The organism is Nonomuraea sp. NPDC050394, from assembly GCF_044459065.1.
Classification (GTDB): domain Bacteria; phylum Actinomycetota; class Actinomycetes; order Streptosporangiales; family Streptosporangiaceae; genus Nonomuraea.
Genome location: NZ_JBITIO010000020.1, coordinates 29,732 through 47,226, shown reverse-complemented (window position 1 = coordinate 47,226; position 17,495 = coordinate 29,732). Strand labels below are relative to the sequence as shown.

Here is a 17,495-nt window from a genome sequence, read left to right as displayed (position 1 = left end):
GCCCCGCCAGCCGGCTACCGGCGCACCGCTCAGCCCGATCCGGCCTCCGGCACCCGATGCCGTCTTGGGCCGACCCAATCTCCGGACCCGACGCCCGTGGCGGTAGGGCCTCCGGCCCGACGCCCTCGGTGGGTGGGCCTCCGGCACGACGTCACCGGAGGCGGGGCAGCTTTCGGGTCCTGCGCCTTGGCCGGGGACGCCCGAGGCCGGGCCGGCGGCGATGGGGAAGAGCTTCTCGCCGGCAGCCGTCAACTGTCAACGATTTGCAATATCTGAGGTGCTGGGATAGGGAAGATCGGGTGGGCGACTACACCGACGCGCTCCGGCGCCGGGTGGCCGAGCGGCAGGCCACCTCACTTCCCCAGCTGATCGTCGAAGAGCTCGAAAACATGATCATCAACGGCACGCTGAAAGGCGGTGACCGGATCAACGAGTCGGCGCTGGCCATGCGGCTGGGCGTCAGCCGCGGGCCGGTCCGCGAGGCCTGCCGCCAGCTCGAACGCAGCAGGCTGGCCGAGTTCCGGGCCAACCGCGGCATGTTCGTCAGGGAGATCTCGGTCGAGCAGGCGGCGCAGCTCTACGACATCCGGGCGAGCCTGTTCGGGCTGGCCGGGCGGCTGGCCGCCGAGCGGGCCGGCGAGGACGACGTGGCCGAGCTGCTGGAGGTGGTCGAGCGGCTCCGGGACTGCGCCGACATGGATCACTACTATCCGCTCAACGTGGATCTGCACCGGCGCCTCGTGGCGTTGTCCGGCAATCCCCGTCTGGTCGAGCTTTATGACGATATTTCCAAGGAACTGCACCTGTTCCGGCGGCACGGCCTGGAGCCGGACGCCGCCCGGCAGATCTCCAACGCCCAGCACCGGGAGATCGTCGAGCGCATCGCCGCCGGTGACGCGGTCACGGTCGGCCGCCTGATGGAGGAGCACATCCTGGCCGGCAAGGGCCGCATGCTGGGCGGCGCACCACACAGCGCGCCACCCGGCGCACCACCCGCAGCGCCACCTGGTGCACCACAAGGCACGCCACCTGCCACGCCCCACGGCACGCCACCCGCCACGCCCCACGGCGTACCGCACAAAGAGTGATATGTCGGGACATGCGGCGCGGGCGGCGCAAAAACGCCAGCCAAGATCCCTCCCGCTCGCCGATCCGTGGGCATAGTGTGAGGTGATGGATCGTCGCATCTTCGGACTCGAGAACGAGTATGGCGTGACCTGCACGTTCAGGGGACAGCGCAGGCTGTCTCCGGACGAGGTCGCGCGTTACCTCTTCCGCCGAGTCGTGTCCTGGGGCCGATCGAGCAACGTCTTCCTCCGCAACGGCGCGCGTCTGTACCTGGACGTGGGCAGCCACCCCGAATACGCCACCCCCGAGTGTGACAACGTCGTCGAACTCGTGACGCACGACAAGGCGGGCGAGCGCATCCTCGAAGGCCTTCTCGTCGATGCCGAGAAACGCCTGCGCGAGGAGGGCATCGCCGGCGACATCTACCTGTTCAAGAACAACACCGACTCCGCCGGCAACTCCTACGGCTGCCACGAGAACTACCTGGTCGGCCGGCACGGGGAGTTCGGCCGCCTGGCCGACGTGCTCATCCCGTTCCTGGTCACCCGGCAGATCATCTGCGGCGCCGGCAAGGTGCTGCAGACTCCGCGCGGGGCGGTCTACTGCGTCTCGCAGCGTGCCGAGCACATCTGGGAGGGCGTCTCCAGCGCCACCACGAGGTCGCGGCCGATCATCAACACCCGCGATGAGCCGCACGCCGACGCCGAGCGGTTCCGCCGCCTGCACGTCATCGTGGGCGACTCCAACATGAGCGAGTCCACGATGCTGCTCAAGGTCGGCGCCACCGACCTGGTGCTGCGCATGATCGAGGCGGGCACGGTGATGCGCGACCTGTCGCTGGAGAACCCGATCAGGGCCATCCGCGAGGTCTCGCATGACATGACGGGCCGCCGCCGGGTACGCCTGGCCAACGGGCGCGAGGCCTCCAGCCTGGAGATCCAGCAGGAGTACCTGTCCAAGGCCAAGGACTTCGTCGAGCGGCGCGGCGGCGACCCGATCGCCCACCGGGTGCTCGAACTGTGGGAGCGCACGCTGCGCGCGGTCGAGACCGGCAACCTCGACCTGGTCTCGCGCGAGATCGACTGGGTGACCAAGTATCAGCTGATCGAGCGCTACCGCAAGAAGTACGACCTGCCGCTGTCCTCGCCGCGCGTGGCCCAGCTCGACCTGGCCTACCACGACGTACACCGCAAGCGCGGCCTGTTCTACCTGCTGCAGAAGCGCGGCGCGGTGGAGCGGGTGGCCTCCGACCTGAAGATCTTCGAGGCCAAGTCGGTGCCGCCGCAGACCACCAGGGCGCGGCTGCGCGGCGAGTTCATCCGCAAGGCGCAGGAGAAGCGGCGCGACTTCACCGTCGACTGGGTGCACCTGAAGCTCAACGACCAGGCGCAGCGGACCGTGTTGTGCAAGGACCCGTTCCGCAGTGTGGACGAGAGGGTGGACAAGCTCATCGCCGGAATGTAGTGGGTCGTTTACCCCGGGCCTACATCGGTCTCGGATAGGGTGACGCGAACCTAGACGTCTGTCCCGAGGGAAGTCCATGCGCCGCCGCCTGGCCGTACTGGCCGCCGTGCCTTTGATCTTCACCGCCGCCGCGTGCGGAACCGCCGAGCCGACCGGCTCCACATCGGCCACCGCGTCGTCGGGGGTGAAGGTCGCAGGCAACCTCAACGCCAAGCCGACGGTGACCTTCCCCTCGGGTACGCCCGCCGCCAAGTCGTCCTATGAGGTGATCAACGCGGGCACCGGCCCCGCGATCAAGAGCGGCGACAAGCTGATCGTCAACCTGACGGTCTACGACTGGGACGGCAAGGGCAACGCCTTCCAGGGCTCCTCCTACGACTCCAAGCAGCCGGAGACCATCGCGATCGACCAGCAGCTGCCCAAGGTCCTGCAGGACGGCTTCGCCAAGGTCAAGCACGGCGGCAGGCTGCTGGCCGTCATGGCCGCCGACGCCGCCCCGCAGCAGCAGCAACAGCAGGCCGCCCAGCCGACCAAGGTGTTCGTGCTGGACGTGGTCGGCGGCGCGCCCGTCGCGCTCAAGGCCGCCACCGGCGAGGAGACCAAGGAGTCCATCAAGGGCGTCAAGGTCGTCAGCCCGGGCGGCGAGAAGGCGCCCACGCTGACCACCAAAACCGGTGACAAGGCGCCCAAGGATCTGGTCGTCAAGACCGTGATCAAGGGCACCGGCAAGCCCGTCGCGGCCAACCAGACCCTCGACGTGCACTACACCGGCAAGATCTGGGGCACCGACAAGCAGTTCGACTCCAGCTGGGAGCGGGGCCAGCCGGCCAACTTCCCGTTGAGCGGCGTCATCCAGGGCTGGCAGAAGGGCCTGGTCGGCGTGCCGGTCGGCAGCCGCGTCGTGATGAGCATCCCGCCCGCCATGGGCTACGGCGCCCAGGAGCAGAACGGCATCCCCGCCAACAGCACGCTCGTGTTCGTCGTGGACGTCCTCGCGGCTTACTGACGTCGAGTCTGACAACGCGGTAGCATCTCGTGACCCGGGGCCTCGCCCCGGGTCACTGGCGTTGGTGCGGAAGGACGTCGATGCGGCCGATCCTGCTCCTGATCCCGGCCCTCGCGCTGACCGCGTGCACCGCCCCCGCCGCGCAGGACCCCGGGCTGAAGGTCGGCGGCGCGTTCGGCGCCAGGCCCTCGGTGGTCTTCCCGGAGGGCAAGCCCTCGGGCGGTTTGCGGATCGACCAGCTGACCGCGGGAAAGGGCGCCCGGCTGGGCGCGGGTGACGTGGCGATCGTCCACTACACCGCGCACGTCTGGGACGGCCGGGAGAACCGCCGGGTCGACTCCAGCTTCACCCGCGGCGCTCCCGCGGCCTTCCCCGTCGGGCAGCTCGTTCCCGGGCTGGACAAGGCGCTGCGGGGGCGGACGGTGGGCAGCCGGGTGATCGCCGCCATCCCCCCGGCGGAGGGCTTCGGCCCCAACCCGCCGCAGGGCGTCGGTCCGTCCGACGGGCTCTTCTACGTGATCGACATCCTGGGCGCGCACGTCAAGGGCGAGTCGGTCAAGGGGCGCGCGGGCGCGTACGCGGGGATCAGGGTCGGCGGCGGCGCGCGGCCGGTGCTGTCGCTGCCGCTCGCCCGGCCGCCCGCACGCTACGCCGCCAAGGTGCTGGTCAGGGGCGACGGGCCGCGGGTGGAGCGGGGGCAGCTCGTGGTCACGCAGTACGAGGGCGCGGTGTGGGCGCAGCGGCGCGTGTTCGACTCCACCTGGAAGAGCGGGCGGCCGCGCGCGTTCACGGTCGGCGACGGCGGCGTCATCAAGGCGTGGGAGCGCGCCCTGACCGGCGTGCCCGTCGGCAGCCGCGTGCTGGTCGTCGCCCCGCCGCGCACGGCCTACGGCAGCGCGGGCCTGCCCGCCTTCGGCATCCGCGGCGCCGACACCCTGGTCTTCGTCGTGGACGTGCTGGCCGCCTACCGATGAACGCGGGGACCTAGACTCGCGGGCGTGAACGACGACCTCGACGCACTGGCGCACCTGCAGGACCCGGTACGGCGGGCCCTGTACGACCACGTGGTGGCCCGGGGCGGCGAGGTCGGCAGGGCGGAGGCGGCCGAGGCCGCCGGCGTCTCCCGCACGCTGGCCGCCCACCACCTCGACAAACTGGTCGAGGCCGGGCTGCTGGAGGCGGGCTTTCGCGCTCCGGACAAGAAGGGTCCCGGCAGCGGCCGCCCGGCCAAGGTCTACCGGCGGGCCAAGACCGAGCGGTCGGTGAGCCTGCCGCCGCGCGACTACGGCGTGCTGGCCGGCCTGCTGGCCGAGGTGGTCGGGACGCTGGGCGCCGAGGAGCGGGCCGAGACGGTCGCGCGCCGGGCGGGCGAGCGCCTGGGCCGGGGCCGCCGCGACGAGCCGGTCGCCGCCGTGCTGCGCGAGCGGGGTTACGAGCCCTATGCCGACAGCGGTGTCCTGCGCATGCGCAACTGCCCGTTCCACACGCTGTCGGAGGAGCAGCCGGTGCTGGTGTGCGCGATGAACCTGGCCCTGTGCCAGGGGCTGCTGGAAGGCATGGGCGGCGACCCCGGCCTGGCCGCGCTCGATCCCCGGCCCGGCGAGTGCTGCGTCACCGTCGCCGAACCTTCTAAAACAAATGAAGATTGACATAGAAGTGCGGGCATGGTGAGGTGAAGCCCATGCACCTGGCACAGATGAACGTCGCCCGCCTGCTCGCCCCCGCCGACGACCCCCGCATCGCCGACTTCATTGACGGCCTCGAGCCCATCAACGCCCTCGCCGACGCCGCGCCCGGTTTCGTGTGGCGGATGCGGGCCAACGACGAGGACCCCAGGGAACTGCTGCACTACGACCACGACGACTACCTGGCCACCACGCTGTCGGTGTGGGAGTCACGCGAGACGCTGTGGAACTTCGTCTACCGCTCCGCCCACCTGGACTACCTGCGGCGGCGCCGGGAGTGGTTCGAGCACATCGCGGAGCCGTACGCGGTGATGTGGTGGATTCCGGTGGGGGAGGTGCCCACGACGTCCGGTGGCTTCGAACGGCTGCGACGCCTCAGGGCCGAGGGACCCGGCCCCGAGGCGTTCACCTTCAAGGACTTCTACGAGGCGACCCCGATGCCCAGGCACATCTCGTCCTGGGTGCCCTCGCCCCAGACCACGTAGCGCGGCGGCAGCTTCTGCAGCAGCGGCAGCCGGGCGCGTAGCGAGGCGTCGTGCGTGCACGTCACCCGGATCGTGTCGCCCTTCTTGACCGCCACCGGCTCGGGCAGCGGCTGCAGCGCCTGGTTGTCGAAGTTGTACTCGGGCACGTCGAGCAGCGTGCGCCCGCCCGCCTTGCCCGGGTTGAGCTCCACCTTGATGGAACGGCCCAGCAGGTGCATGTGCCCGGCCAGCGCGTGCAGCGTGAAGGACTCCGGCGAGGTCAGGTCGCAGTGCTGCGTGGGGCCCGGCTTGACCTTGCCCTTCGCGCACTGCTCAAGCAGCGCCCCCGCCTGCGTGGCCGAGGCACGCCCGAAGCGCTTGCCGACGTCCTGGATGGCCGCCTCGCGCTCGCACAGCGGGCCCTTCTCCTTCGCGGTGCACGGCAGCTCGGTCGGCGCGGGGAACAGCGCCGTCGCCAGCGGCGTGCGCTTGCCCGACGCCAGGCGCAGCCGCACGCTCGACTGGTCGGTGCCGGCCGGCTTCCCGTCCATCGCCAGCGTGCTGTAGTGCACCTGCATGACCAGCGCGCCGCCCTTGGCCATCGGATAGCCGAGCTTCGGATCCAGCAGCACCTCATTGGTGCCCGGCGCCCAGTGGCCGATCCAGGCCGCGCGGTCAACGCCGGCGTTGCCGAAGCAGGTCCAGCCCTCGCCCTCGTCCTTGGCGTCGACCTCCCTCGCCTCGGCCAGCGCCTCCGGCGCCACCGAGAACAGGATCGCGTGATGGACCACGTCGGTGTTCTGGGCGGCGAACTGGGTGCCGGTCAGGAACGCGTCGGCCCCGGCCAGGCCGGGATCGATCAGGAAGCAGCGGTAGACGTCGGTGCCGCCGGCCGCCGGCTCGGGCTTGTACGGCTTGGGCATGGTCGCCGTCACGAAACGTTCACCCGCACGCAGCGGGGCGGCCGGCGCCGGGGTGGCAGAACCATGCAGTCCGTGCCCTCCATGCGCAGCCGTCGCCGACGGCGGCGGCGACGGTGACGCGGTGGTGCCTGATCCCCGGGCCGGCCCGTTCCCGCAGGCCGCCAGCAGCAAGGCCGCGACGGCAAGCACGACGCCCGCCCCGATGCGTGTGCGTGTCATGCCTCTACGCTCTCGCGTCCGGGCGTGAGCGTCATCACACTCAGGGCTGATCTGTCTACGCCTCAGGTCGGAGCCCGCGTCTACCCCAGAAGGGCGGCCGTATGCCGGCCCGCCGCCGCTGAGGTGAGGAAATAGGCCAGATCCTCCTCCAGCCCGCGTCCCATCGTCGACAACCGCACGGGCGCGGCGCCCAGCGCCTCGCGCAGGCCCTCGACCGGCACCGCCACCAGCTCATGCCGTACGGCCAGCACCTCGGCCTGGTCCCTGACCCGCTCCCCGAAAGCCCCCGGCAGCTCCGGCACCGGCACCTGGGCCGGGGCCAGCGCCACCCGCCCATAGGCGGTCAGCGAGTGGTGGGAGACCCCCACGTGCCGCTCGCGCTTGTCGCCCTCGCTGACCCGCAGCGCCGCCACCGGCCGCCCGCGCAGCACGGCCGCCGCGTTGACCGCCTCGCCCGCCGACACACCGGAGAAACCCCACCGCGTGCCCGTGCCGAGGTTGCCGGGGCCCTGGGTCACGACGGCCACGTCCGCCTCCAGTACATGCCTGGCCGCCAGCAGCCCGGTGTGCGTGGTGACCGCCTCGACATCGCCGCCGAAGGCCTGGCCCACCGTCACGACCCCGCTCAGCCAGCCGATCTCGCGCAGCTTCGCGCACGACATGGAGAACCAGGCGGGCAGGGCGCCGCCGTCCAGCATCACGTAGGCCACGCGCACGCCGGGGCGCGCGGCGTACAGGCCGCACAGGATCGGCGCCAGCGCCGAGTGCAGGTCGGCCACCACGACGGGCATGCCGTCCAGCGAGTCGGCCTCGCGCAGAAGGTCGTGGTAGGGCGAATCCTGCTCGTCCGCGCCCAGCACCGTGGCCTGCAGCGGGGTGTAGCGAGCCTTCACCAGGTGACCGGGACCGGTGGGATCTTCCGGCAATCTGTTCGGGAGGGCCACCACCATGGCGTAACCTCCCGTACCGAGACCCATCGCGAGTGCCGTCGTGTTGAGCAGCACCTCGTCGCCGGGTTCCGGGCGGCCCACCAGGGGAGGGTAGGCCAGCGCCCGGCACTCACCCTCGGGAACGGCGACGTCGAGCTCCACCGCCCCTGGCCACTCGCGCCGGATCCGCGTCACCTCGCCCATGCGCCATCTGATCACCAGGGCAGGGTAGCGTCGAACACAGGAGGAGTGAGGGCAGATGTCGCGCCGTAAGACCGAGCGGTTGCTCAATCTTGTGATCTGCCTGCTCGCCACGCGCCGGCCGTTGTCGGCCGAGCAGATCCGCCAGGCCGTGCCGGGCTACGACCGCGACGGCGACGAGGCGTTCCAGCGCATGTTCGAGCGCGACAAGAACGAGCTGCGCGAGATCGGCATCCCCATCGACGTCGTCCGCGACCCGTGGGAGGACGAGCCCGGCTACCGCATCGAGCGCCAGTCCTACGAACTGCCCGAGATCACGCTGGAGGCCGACGAGGCCGCGGTGCTCGGCCTGGCCGCGCAGGTGTGGCAGCGCGCCAGCCTGGCCGAGGCGGCCTCGGGGGCGCTGCTGAAGCTGCGCGCGGGCGGCGTGGCCACCGACGCGGCCGGCGGCGGGGCGCTGGAGCTGCGCGTCGACACCCGCGACCCCGCCTTCCCCGCGCTCTGGGACGCCGTGCGCGACCGGCGCGTGGTCCGCTTCGACTACCGCAGCGCCGGCAGCGAGAACGTGCGCACCCGCACCGTGGAGCCGTGGGGCGTGGTCAGCCGGCGCGGCCGCTGGTACCTGGCCGGCTTCGACCGCGACCGCGACGCGCCGCGCGCCTTCCGCCTCAGCCGCATCATCGGGCAGGTCGCCGCCGTGGGCAGGCCGGGCGCCGTCGAGGTGCCGCCGGGCATCGACGTGCGCGAGATGATCGGCTTCCCCGAGGAGCCGATGGAGGAGCGCGTGGCCACCCTGCGCGTACGGCAGGGCGCCGGAGAGGGGCTGCGCCAGCTCGCCTCCGTCACCCGCGCGGGCGGCGGCGGATGGGATGAGGTGGAGCTGGGCTTCTCCGACCCCGAGCGGCTGGCGGGCTGGATCGCCAGCATGGGCTCCGACGTGGAGCTCCTCGACCCGCCCGACGCGCGCGAGGCGGTCATCCGGCGGTTGAAGGGGGCGCTGGCATGAGCGGCGTGGTCTGGTCGGTCGTGGTGAAGGGGGCTTGGGCGTGAGCGGAAGCGCGGATCGGCTGCCGAGGTTGCTGTCGCTCGTGCCGTACCTGATGTCGCACCCGGGTGCGCAGGTCGGCGAGGTGGCCGAGGTGTTCGGCCTCAGCGAGAAGCAGCTCATCGACGACCTGCAGCTGGTGTGGATGTGCGGCCTGCCCGGCCACACCCCCGGCGACCTCATCGACGTCTCCTGGGACGGCGGCGAGATCGTCATCGACAACGCCGACACCATCGCCCGGCCGCTGCGCCTGGGCATCGACGAGGCGAGCGCGCTGCTGGTGGCGCTGCGGATGCTCGGCGCGATGCCGGAGTTCGCCGAGGTGCCGGGCGACGCGCTGCCGCGCGTGGTGGCCAAGCTGGAGCGGGCCGCCGGTGAGGGCGCCGCCGCCGTCAGCAGCCAGGTCGCCGTGGACGTCGACGCCGCACCGGACGCGCTGCCCCGGGTGCGCGACGCGCTCAACAGGAAGCGCCGCCTGTCGCTGCGCTACTACGTGCCCGGCCGCGACGAGGTGACCCCGCGCGAGGTCGACCCCACCCGGGTCATGGTCGTCGACGGCCGCACCTACATGGAGGGCTGGTGCTACCGCGCCGAGGCGATGCGGTTGTTCCGGCTCGACCGCGTCGTGGGCGTCGACGTGCTGGACGTGCCGGCCGACCCGCCCGCCGACGCCGAGCCGATCGACGTCACCCAGGGCGTCTTCCGGCCCTCGCCGACCGACGAGCTGGTCGAGCTGGAGGTCAGCGCGGCCGGGCGGTGGGTGGCGGAGTACTACCCGGTCGAAGGCGTCACCGAGCTGGGCGAGGGCCGGCTGCGCATCGCGCTGCGCGCCCGTGACGAGGACTGGGTGCTCAAGCTGGCGTTGCGGCTGGGTGACACCGGCCGCGTGGTCGCCCCCGAGGCGATGGCGGAGCGGGTGCGCGAGGAGGCCGAGCGCGCCCTGGCCCTGTACGCTCACCGGTCATGACGTGGATCTTCGTGGCGATCGGGCTCGGGGTCGCGGGCATCGCCGTCCTGGTGGCGGCGGGGGTGCGGGTCCTGTCCGCGGCGCGCGAGCTGAGCAGGGAACTCACGCGGGCCGAAGCCCGGATTTCGCCCGCCGAGGAACGCCTGCGGGGTCAAATCGGGATGAACAAGGCCGTGGAGGGATGAGTCTGGGCCTTGAGCAGCGTACGATCGTGGCTGAGAAAGCCTCTCGCTCGCACTAAAGGAAGTTTTCCATGTCCTTCGGACCTGAGTGGATCGTCATCATCGTGGTGCTTCTCCTGCTGTTCGGCGGCAAGAAGCTCCCTGACCTCGCCCGCGGCGTGGGCCGGTCCCTGCGCATCTTCAAGGCTGAGACCAGCGACCTGCGCAAGGAAGACGACGACGACTCCAAGACCACGGTGGTACAGGGGCAGACCGTGCAGCAGCCGCCCGCGCCCGTCAGCCCGCAGCAGATCCCGCCGGCCGTGCCCCCGCTGACGCCGGAGGAGCAGGCCCGCCGCCTTGAGGAGGAGGCCGCCCGGCTGCGCGCCAACGCCCAAGCCGACAAGCAGGCCTGACCCCCCAACCACACGGACGAGGACCGCACATGGCGCTGCTCAAACGGACGAGCTCCGAGAGCTCCGAGGGCCCGGAGGCACCTGCGGACTCCGAGGGCCGCATGCCGCTCATGGATCATCTCCGTGAGCTGCGCAACCGCATCGTCATCTCCGTCCTCGCCCTGGCCGTGACGACCATCATCGGGTTGATCTTCTTCGATCCGATCTGGAAGTTCATGGCCGAGCCGTACTGCTCGCTGAAGATCTCCCAGCAGCTGCGGCCCGAGTGCACGTTCGCCGTGCGCGGCGTGTTCGAGTCCTTCTTCGTCAACTTGCAGGTCGCCGCGCTGGCCGGTCTGGTGGCCGCCTCTCCGGTGTGGTTGTTCCAGATCTGGCGGTTCGTGACGCCGGCCCTCTACCGCAACGAGAAGAAGTACACCGTCACGTTCCTGGCGATCGCCGTCCCGCTGTTCCTCGTGGGCGCCGCCTTCGCCTACCTCGTGATGGACACCGGTCTCGGTTTCCTGCTGGGGTTCATGCCCGAGAGCGCGCTGCCGTTCATCGAGATGAGCGAGTACCTCAGCTACTGGGTGATCATGCTGCTGGTGTTCGGCGTCTCCTTCGAGGTGCCGCTGCTCATGGTCTTCCTGAACATCATCGGGGTGCTGCCCCGGGCGACGCTGGCCAAGCACCGCCGCCTGATCGTCTTCCTGCTCTTCGTCTTCAGCGCGATCATCACGCCGGGCGGCGACGTCTTCACCATGCTCGCCCTGACCGTGCCGATGCTGATCCTGTTCACGCTGGCCGAGTTCGTGATGTTCGTCCGCGAGCGGCGCCTGCCCGCGACCGAGGACTACTCCGGCCTGGACGACGACGAGGCCTCGCCGCTGGACACCCCCGCGGACGTCACGGCGGACAACACCGACATGGAGACCGGCCCCGACACCCGGTGATCACGGCCTTCACCAGGTGACCGGCAGTGCGCGCACGCCGTAGAAGACCGCCTGCTCCTTGAACTCGAGCCGTTCCGGCGCCACGGCCGGCGCCAGCGTGGGCACGCGGCGGAACAACGTGCCGAACACGACCTGCAGCTCCACACGGGCCAGCGGCTGCCCCAGGCACTGGTGCGGGCCGAAGCCGAACGCGATGTGATGGCGGCTCTCCCTGCCCACGTCGAGGGCGTCCGGCGCGGAAAAGGCCGACGGATCCCGGTTGGCGGTGCTCTTCACCACGATGATCCCCTCGCCCCGGCGGATCAGCTGCCCGCCGACCACGATGTCCTCGCGGGCCACGCGCCGCGCCTCGGTATGGGTGACCGACAGGTAGCGCAGCAGTTCCTCGACCGCGACGGCCGGGGCGACGGAGCCGTCGCGGACCGCTGCCAGCTGCGCGGGGTTGGCCAGCAGCGCGGCGGTGCCGAGGGCGATCGTGTTCGCGGTCGTGTCGTGCCCCGCCACCAGCAGGAGCTGGCCCGTCGTCGCGATCTCGGCGCGGCTCAGCACGCCGTCGACGGCGAGCCTGCTGAGCACGTCCTCGCCCGGCTCGGCCCGTCTGTGGTCCACCAGCCGCTCCAGGTAGGCGTGGAGCTCCTCGCCGGCCGCCAGGGCCCGCGCGGGGTCGCCCTCGTCCATGACGAGCTCACCGGCCACACGCTGGAAGAAGCCGCGATCGGCGTACGGCACGCCCAGCAGCTCGCAGATCACCAGCGAGGGCACCGGCATCGCGAACGCCTCGAACAGGTCGGCGGGTTTCGGGCCGTCGAGCAGGGTGTCGATGAGCCCGTCCACGATCTCCTGGATCCTGGGCCGCAGCGCCTCCATCCTCCTGACCGTGAAGTCGGCGGCCAGCAGCCGCCGGTGGGCGACGTGCTCGGGCGCGTCCATCTGCATCAGGGTCTTCATCCGGGCGTCGCGGGCCTTGCTGATGGCATTGGTGTGCGGGAAGCCGGGCTCGGCGACGTCGACGCTGACGCGCGGGTCGGCCAGCAGCGCCCGGGCGTCGGCGTGCCGGGTGACCATCCAGGCCGTGCCGCCGTCCCAGAGGCGTACGCGGGCGACCGGGCCGTGTTGCGTCAGCCCCGGCGGCGGGTCGAAGGGGCGGCGGGCGTCGCGGGGCATGGGGAAGTCAGGGGTGTTCGCCATGTCCTCCAGCCTGTCGTTGAACGTGACCCGGAGACTTCTGGCGTCTTCTCGCAGGTCGGGCGCGGCGCGCCCTCAAGCCCGGGGGCAGGCTGATCTGGTTTCCTTCCCGAATCCCCGGTAGGTTCCGGGCGTGTCCGTGCAACTCGCCCTCCTCGTGAATCCGGCCGCGCGTGGCGGCCGTACCGTGCGCCTGCTGGAGCCGGTGGTGCGCCGCCTGCGTGACGGGGGCGCCGACGTGTCGGTGATCGTCGGCGATGGCGCCGCCGACGCCCTCGCACGGGCCTGTACGGCCGCCGCCGAACGCCCCGACGCCCTGGTCGCCTTCGGCGGTGACGGGCTGGTGCACCTGGCGGTCCAGGCCGTGGCGGGGACCGGCGTGCCGCTGGGCATCATCCCCGCGGGCACGGGCAACGACATCGCCGCCGCCTTCGGCCTGCCGCGCAAGGACCCGCTGGCCGCCGCGGACGTCGTGCTGCGCATGCGTTCCCGGCGGGCCGACGCCGCCTGGATCGATGCCGGCGACGGCGTGGGGGAGTGGTTCGCGGGGGTGGTGTGCTGCGGGTTCGACTCCCGGGTGAACGAGCGGGCCAACCGGCGGACGTGGCCGCCGGGCATGGCGAAGTACCTGGTGGCGCTGGTGGAGGAACTGCGCGCGTTCCGGCCGATCCCGTTCCGGGTGACGCTGGACGGCGGCGAGGTGATCGAGCGGGAGGCGATGCTGGTGTCGGTGGCCAACACCAGCTCCTATGGCGCGGGCATGCGGGTCTGCCCGGACGCGCGGCCCGACGACGGGCTGCTGGACGTGATGGTGCTGCGGGCGGTGCCGAAGGGGGAGTTCCTGCGGGTGTTCCCCGGCGTGTACCGGGGCACGCACGTGCGGCATCCGGCGGTTTCGATCCACCGGGTCCGCACGGTCACGCTGGAGGCGCCGGACGTGGTCGCCTACGCCGACGGCGAGCGTGTGGGCCCGGCCCCGGTCACCTGCCGCATCGAGCCCGGCGCCCTCCACATCCTCGCCTGATCTACTTTGTAAAGGCGCCCGCGGGCACCGCACGAGAGCCCCCGAAACTGGGAGTTCAGATCGACACGGCGGCGAGCGTCTCCATGGCGGCCCGCTCCCGTCCGGACAGCTCCCGCAGGATCGCCGCCGCGTCCCGCGTCTTGCCGTCCGTCAGCAGTTCGGCCACCGCCGTCCACATCGGCGCGATCGCGGCGTACATCGTGTGCGCCCGCCGCAGCGCCGGGTCCTCGGCGATCGTCAGGCACTCGGCCAGGAAGTCCCGGTACAGGTTGCGGAACAACGCGCCCCCGGTGCCCGCGCGCTCCATCAGCATGCCGGTCTCCGGCGGCAACCGCTCCACCAGATCGGCCGTCTTGGCGATCCCGCGGTGGCCGAAGTTGGCGATGGGCGCGGCCAGGAACCCGGCCGCGTTGGCGCGGATGGCCGGGCCGATCGCGGCGGCGAGGTCGCCGGGCCGGCCGGTGAGGGTGAAGGACAGGTGGCGGGCGGTCATCGGCCCCCGCTCGGCCCGCGCCGCCGCCAGGCTCTCCAGGCTGGTGGTCACCGCGCCGCCCTGCTGGCCGGTGTCCACCAGGTACGCGCGTTCGCCGTCGTAGCCGTACATGGCCACCACGTGGCCGCCGAAGCGCACCTTGGTGGTGAAGTACTCCAGGTGGAAGCTGTCGAGCTGCAGGCCCACCGGCAGCCCGGACTCCAGCGCCGCCCGCACGTTCTCCCAGCCCTTGCGGGGCGAGGTGGTCTCGCGCACCACCAGGTCGAGGCCGAGCCGCCGGGCCAGGTTCCCGGTCAGCTCCATGGGCTTGATCCGCCCGCCGACGAAGCCCTGCCAGTAGATGAAGCCGAGCCCGGAGCCCAGGCCGAAGAGCATGGGCTCGGACAGGTCCGCGCCCTGGTGACGCAGCAGCACGCCCAGCGCGCTGGTCTCGCAGTGGGCGGTGCCGTACGGGGAAATGTCGGGGAGCATCATGAGGACCAGCATGGGCTCTCCGCCCATGGGAGAGTCCACCCCGGCCGCGCGACTACCTGGCCTGACCGGAAAGGCGGTTTCGGTAGGCTGATCGGTATGACGACGCCAGCGGAGCGCTACGCGGCCTTCCGCGAGAAATTCGGGGACGACGGTACGGCCCTCAGGTCGTTCCGTGGACTGTACGACTTCGAGCTCGACGAGTTCCAGCTCGACGCCTGCCGGGCGCTGGAGGCCGGCGACGGGGTCCTGGTGGCCGCCCCCACCGGATCGGGCAAGACGGTCGTCGGCGAGTTCGCCGTGCACATCGCCCTGGAAATGGGCATGAAGTGCTTCTACACCACCCCGATCAAGGCGCTGTCCAACCAGAAGTACAACGACCTGGTCAAGAGGTACGGCACCGCCAAGGTGGGCCTGCTCACCGGCGACAACAGCGTCAACGGCGAGGCCCCGATCGTGGTCATGACCACCGAGGTCCTGCGCAACATGCTGTACGCGGGCTCGTCCACGCTGTCCGGCCTCGGCTTCGTCGTCATGGACGAGGTGCACTACCTGGCCGACCGCTTCCGCGGTGCGGTGTGGGAAGAGGTGATCATCCACCTGCCCGAGTCGGTCAGGCTGGTGGCGCTGTCGGCGACGGTCTCCAACGCCGAGGAGTTCGGCGAGTGGATGGGCGAGGTGCGCGGCGACACCACGGTGATCGTCGACGAGCACCGCCCGGTGCCGCTGTGGCAGCACATGATGATCGGCAACAGGATCTACGACCTGTTCATCACCGACGAGCTCACCCCGCGCATCAACCCCACGCTCATGCGGGTCACGCGCGACGCCGAGCGCCTCACCCAGGGCAAGGGCCGGCGCGGCTACGGCCGTCCCCAGCGCTCGCGGCCGCCGGACCGTGCCCAGGTCATCGAGAAGCTCGACAGCGAGGGCCTGCTGCCCTCGATCAGCTTCATCTTCTCCCGGGCCGGCTGCGACGCCGCGGTCATGCAGTGCCTGTACGCCGGGATCCGGCTGACGACCGAGCGCGAGCAGCACGAGATCCGCCAGATCGTCGACGAGCGCACCGCCCACCTGCCCGACGAGGACCTCGCCGTCCTCGGCTACCTGGAGTGGCGCGACTGCCTGGAGCGCGGCCTGGCCGCCCACCACGCGGGCATGCTGCCGGCCTTCAAGGAGGTCGTCGAGGAGCTGTTCACGCGTGGCCTGGTCAAGGCGGTCTTCGCCACCGAGACGCTGGCGCTGGGCATCAACATGCCCGCCCGCAGCGTGGTCATCGAGAAGCTCGACAAGTGGAACGGCGAGACCCACGCCGACCTCACACCCGGCGAGTACACGCAGCTGACCGGCCGGGCCGGACGGCGCGGCATCGACGTCGAGGGCCACGCCGTCGTGCTGTGGCAGCCGGGCATGGACCCGCTGGCCGTGGCGGGCCTGGCCGGAACGCGCACCTACCCGCTGCGCTCCAGCTTCCAGCCCTCCTACAACATGGCCGTCAACCTCGTTGGCCAGTTCGGCAGGGAGCGCACCAAGACGCTGCTGGAGGCCTCCTTCGCCCAGTTCCAGGCCGACCGGGCCGTGGTCGGGCTGGCCAAGCAGCTGCGCAAGCAGGAGGAGGCGCTCGACGGCTATCAGGAGGCCATGACCTGCCACCTGGGCGACTTCCCCGAGTACGCGGCGCTGCGCCGCCGGTTGTCCGACCGCGAGGCGGAGCTGTCCAAGGAACGCGGCGCCGCGCGGCGTGCGGCGGCGGTCAAGTCGCTGGAGGCCCTGCAGCCCGGTGACGTCATCCGGGTGCCCGGCGGGCGCCGGGCGGGGCTGGCGATCGTGCTCGACCCGGGCCGCAACCCGCGCGGCCACGGCCCGAGCCCGCTGGTGCTGACGATCGGCAAGCAGGTCAAGAAGCTCGACCCGGCCGACTTCCCGGTGCCGGTCGAGCCGATCGAGAAGCTGCGCATCCCCAAGAACTTCAACCCGCGCGCGCCCAAGGAGCGTGCCAACCTCGTCTCCACGCTGCTGGCCAAGATCGGCGACCGCGATCTGGGCAAGCCGCAGCGCGCCCGCGACCACGCGGTGGAGGACGAGGAGATCAACGAGCTGCGGCGCCGTATCCGTCAGCATCCGTGCCACGGGTGCGACGAGCGCGAGGACCACGCGCGCTGGGCCGAGCGCTACTACAAGCTGCTGCGCGAGACCGAGGGCCTGCGCCGCAGGGTCGAGGGGCGCTCCCACGTCATCTCGCGCACCTTCGACCGCATCTGCGCGGTGCTGGAGCAGCTCGGCTACCTGGAGGACGAGAGCGTCACCGACGAGGGCCGCCGCCTGGGCCGCCTCTACACCGAGCTCGACCTGCTGACGGCCGAGTGCCTGCGCCAGGGGCTGTGGGAGGAGCTTGACCCGGCCGAGCTGGCGGCGTGCGTGTCCGCGCTGGTCTTCGAGTCGCGCCAGGCCGACGACGCCCGCCGTCCCAAGATCCCGGCGGGACGCGCCCAGGACGCGCTGACCAAGATGGTGCGGCTGTGGGGCGAGCTGGAGGCGATCGAGAACGACCACGCCCTGCAGACGATCCGCGAGCCCGACCTGGGCTTCGCCTGGGCGGCCTTCCGCTGGACCAAGGGGCACAGCCTGGACGCCGTGCTGGCCGACGGCGTCAACGGCGGCGAGCTGGCCGCGGGCGACTTCGTACGGTGGATCAAGCAGCTCATGGACCTGCTCAGCCAGCTCGGCGCGGCGGCGCCGAAGGACAGCAAGGTCAAGGCGACCGCGGGCAAGGCGATGGACGCGATGCGCCGCGGCGTGGTCGCCTACTCGTCACTGACCTGAGCCGGTCGGGGCGCGCTCC

The 17,495-nt window shown here is 71.4% G+C and carries 17 protein-coding genes; 13 read left to right on the top strand and 4 right to left on the bottom strand.

The features are described from left to right. Positions 1-299: 299 nt before the first annotated feature. The 6 genes from ACIBKY_RS47850 to ACIBKY_RS47825 all read left to right on the top strand — a co-directional run bounded on the left by ACIBKY_RS47850 (position 300) and on the right by ACIBKY_RS47825 (position 5,708). Positions 300-1,088 carry an FCD domain-containing protein gene (locus ACIBKY_RS47850; protein WP_397108092.1) on the top strand — a complete coding sequence of 263 codons (789 nt, stop codon included), beginning with the start codon at positions 300-302 and terminating at the stop codon, positions 1,086-1,088. Between the two features lie 85 nt (positions 1,089-1,173). Continuing rightward, positions 1,174-2,532 (top strand): Pup--protein ligase, encoded by a 1,359-nt coding sequence (pafA, locus tag ACIBKY_RS47845; protein ID WP_397108090.1) that lies wholly within the window; start codon positions 1,174-1,176, stop codon positions 2,530-2,532. 76 nt (positions 2,533-2,608) lie between these two features. Further along, a complete protein-coding gene (locus ACIBKY_RS47840) occupies positions 2,609-3,538 on the top strand; it encodes an FKBP-type peptidyl-prolyl cis-trans isomerase (protein WP_397108088.1) in 930 nt (309 codons plus the stop codon). 80 nt (positions 3,539-3,618) lie between these two features. Further along, entirely contained in the window at positions 3,619-4,512 is an 894-nt protein-coding gene (locus tag ACIBKY_RS47835) for an FKBP-type peptidyl-prolyl cis-trans isomerase (protein WP_397108086.1), read from the top strand. Positions 4,513-4,536: 24 nt separating this feature from the next. Further along, positions 4,537-5,187: a helix-turn-helix transcriptional regulator gene (locus tag ACIBKY_RS47830; RefSeq protein WP_397108084.1), complete on the top strand. Its 651-nt coding sequence runs from the start codon at positions 4,537-4,539 to the stop codon at positions 5,185-5,187. Between the two features lie 32 nt (positions 5,188-5,219). Next, positions 5,220-5,708, top strand: a complete 489-nt coding sequence (locus ACIBKY_RS47825) for a DUF3291 domain-containing protein (protein WP_397108082.1) — start codon at positions 5,220-5,222, stop codon at positions 5,706-5,708. Here the strand turns inward: ACIBKY_RS47825 and ACIBKY_RS47820 are convergent. Next, positions 5,645-6,829 (bottom strand): monooxygenase, encoded by a 1,185-nt coding sequence (locus ACIBKY_RS47820; RefSeq protein ID WP_397108080.1) that lies wholly within the window; start codon positions 6,827-6,829, stop codon positions 5,645-5,647. The genes ACIBKY_RS47825 and ACIBKY_RS47820 overlap by 64 nt on opposite strands. 80 nt (positions 6,830-6,909) lie before the next feature. Further along, entirely contained in the window at positions 6,910-7,977 is a 1,068-nt protein-coding gene (locus ACIBKY_RS47815) for a DUF3866 family protein (RefSeq protein WP_397108078.1), read from the bottom strand. A 40-nt stretch (positions 7,978-8,017) separates the two neighbouring features. On the opposite strand from ACIBKY_RS47815, the gene ACIBKY_RS47810 reads away from it, so the two are divergent. The 5 genes from ACIBKY_RS47810 to tatC all read left to right on the top strand — a co-directional run bounded on the left by ACIBKY_RS47810 (position 8,018) and on the right by tatC (position 11,480). Next, positions 8,018-8,965, top strand: coding sequence for a helix-turn-helix transcriptional regulator (locus ACIBKY_RS47810; protein WP_397108076.1), 948 nt, complete (start codon positions 8,018-8,020; stop codon positions 8,963-8,965). Positions 8,966-9,005: 40 nt separating this feature from the next. Further along, on the top strand, positions 9,006-9,971 hold the full coding sequence (locus ACIBKY_RS47805; protein WP_397108074.1) for a helix-turn-helix transcriptional regulator: 966 nt from the start codon (positions 9,006-9,008) through the stop codon (positions 9,969-9,971). Continuing rightward, positions 9,968-10,156 (top strand): hypothetical protein, encoded by a 189-nt coding sequence (locus ACIBKY_RS47800; protein ID WP_379623551.1) that lies wholly within the window; start codon positions 9,968-9,970, stop codon positions 10,154-10,156. Before ACIBKY_RS47805 ends, ACIBKY_RS47800 begins: the two co-directional genes overlap by 4 nt. A gap of 68 nt (positions 10,157-10,224) precedes the next feature. Next, entirely contained in the window at positions 10,225-10,548 is a 324-nt protein-coding gene (gene tatA / locus ACIBKY_RS47795; protein ID WP_397108072.1) for a Sec-independent protein translocase subunit TatA, read from the top strand. A gap of 29 nt (positions 10,549-10,577) precedes the next feature. Continuing rightward, positions 10,578-11,480 carry a twin-arginine translocase subunit TatC gene (tatC, locus tag ACIBKY_RS47790; protein ID WP_397108070.1) on the top strand — a complete coding sequence of 301 codons (903 nt, stop codon included), beginning with the start codon at positions 10,578-10,580 and terminating at the stop codon, positions 11,478-11,480. 9 nt (positions 11,481-11,489) lie between these two features. On the opposite strand, the gene ACIBKY_RS47785 is transcribed toward tatC, so the two are convergent. Next, the gene (locus ACIBKY_RS47785; RefSeq protein ID WP_397108068.1) at positions 11,490-12,668 is read right to left on the bottom strand and encodes a cytochrome P450; all 1,179 of its coding nucleotides are present in this window, start codon (positions 12,666-12,668) and stop codon (positions 11,490-11,492) included. 130 nt (positions 12,669-12,798) lie between these two features. On the opposite strand from ACIBKY_RS47785, the gene ACIBKY_RS47780 reads away from it, so the two are divergent. Continuing rightward, positions 12,799-13,689: a diacylglycerol kinase gene (locus ACIBKY_RS47780; RefSeq protein ID WP_397108066.1), complete on the top strand. Its 891-nt coding sequence runs from the start codon at positions 12,799-12,801 to the stop codon at positions 13,687-13,689. A 55-nt stretch (positions 13,690-13,744) separates the two neighbouring features. Here ACIBKY_RS47780 and ACIBKY_RS47775 read toward each other — a convergent pair whose 3' ends face one another. After that, positions 13,745-14,683: a BtrH N-terminal domain-containing protein gene (locus ACIBKY_RS47775; RefSeq protein WP_397108064.1), complete on the bottom strand. Its 939-nt coding sequence runs from the start codon at positions 14,681-14,683 to the stop codon at positions 13,745-13,747. A gap of 69 nt (positions 14,684-14,752) precedes the next feature. Here ACIBKY_RS47775 and ACIBKY_RS47770 point away from each other — a divergent pair, with 69 nt between their 5' ends. Beyond that, complete coding sequence (locus ACIBKY_RS47770) at positions 14,753-17,476, top strand: DEAD/DEAH box helicase (RefSeq protein WP_397108062.1); 2,724 nt, start codon at positions 14,753-14,755, stop codon at positions 17,474-17,476. Positions 17,477-17,495 lie beyond the last annotated feature (19 nt).

What these genes read in the sequence shown, in the direction of transcription:
- ACIBKY_RS47775 (WP_397108064.1), bottom strand. Translation starts at nt 14,683, where the DNA reads ATGGGCGGAGAGCCCATGCTGGTCCTCATGATGCTCCCCGACATTTCC.
- ACIBKY_RS47820 (WP_397108080.1), bottom strand. Translation starts at nt 6,829, where the DNA reads ATGACACGCACACGCATCGGGGCGGGCGTCGTGCTTGCCGTCGCGGCC.
- tatA (WP_397108072.1), top strand. Translation starts at nt 10,225, where the DNA reads ATGTCCTTCGGACCTGAGTGGATCGTCATCATCGTGGTGCTTCTCCTG.
- ACIBKY_RS47785 (WP_397108068.1), bottom strand. Translation starts at nt 12,668, where the DNA reads ATGGCGAACACCCCTGACTTCCCCATGCCCCGCGACGCCCGCCGCCCC.
- ACIBKY_RS47770 (WP_397108062.1), top strand. Translation starts at nt 14,753, where the DNA reads ATGACGACGCCAGCGGAGCGCTACGCGGCCTTCCGCGAGAAATTCGGG.
- ACIBKY_RS47835 (WP_397108086.1), top strand. Translation starts at nt 3,619, where the DNA reads ATGCGGCCGATCCTGCTCCTGATCCCGGCCCTCGCGCTGACCGCGTGC.
- tatC (WP_397108070.1), top strand. Translation starts at nt 10,578, where the DNA reads ATGGCGCTGCTCAAACGGACGAGCTCCGAGAGCTCCGAGGGCCCGGAG.
- ACIBKY_RS47825 (WP_397108082.1), top strand. Translation starts at nt 5,220, where the DNA reads ATGCACCTGGCACAGATGAACGTCGCCCGCCTGCTCGCCCCCGCCGAC.
- ACIBKY_RS47810 (WP_397108076.1), top strand. Translation starts at nt 8,018, where the DNA reads ATGTCGCGCCGTAAGACCGAGCGGTTGCTCAATCTTGTGATCTGCCTG.
- pafA (WP_397108090.1), top strand. Translation starts at nt 1,174, where the DNA reads ATGGATCGTCGCATCTTCGGACTCGAGAACGAGTATGGCGTGACCTGC.
- ACIBKY_RS47840 (WP_397108088.1), top strand. Translation starts at nt 2,609, where the DNA reads ATGCGCCGCCGCCTGGCCGTACTGGCCGCCGTGCCTTTGATCTTCACC.
- ACIBKY_RS47800 (WP_379623551.1), top strand. Translation starts at nt 9,968, where the DNA reads ATGACGTGGATCTTCGTGGCGATCGGGCTCGGGGTCGCGGGCATCGCC.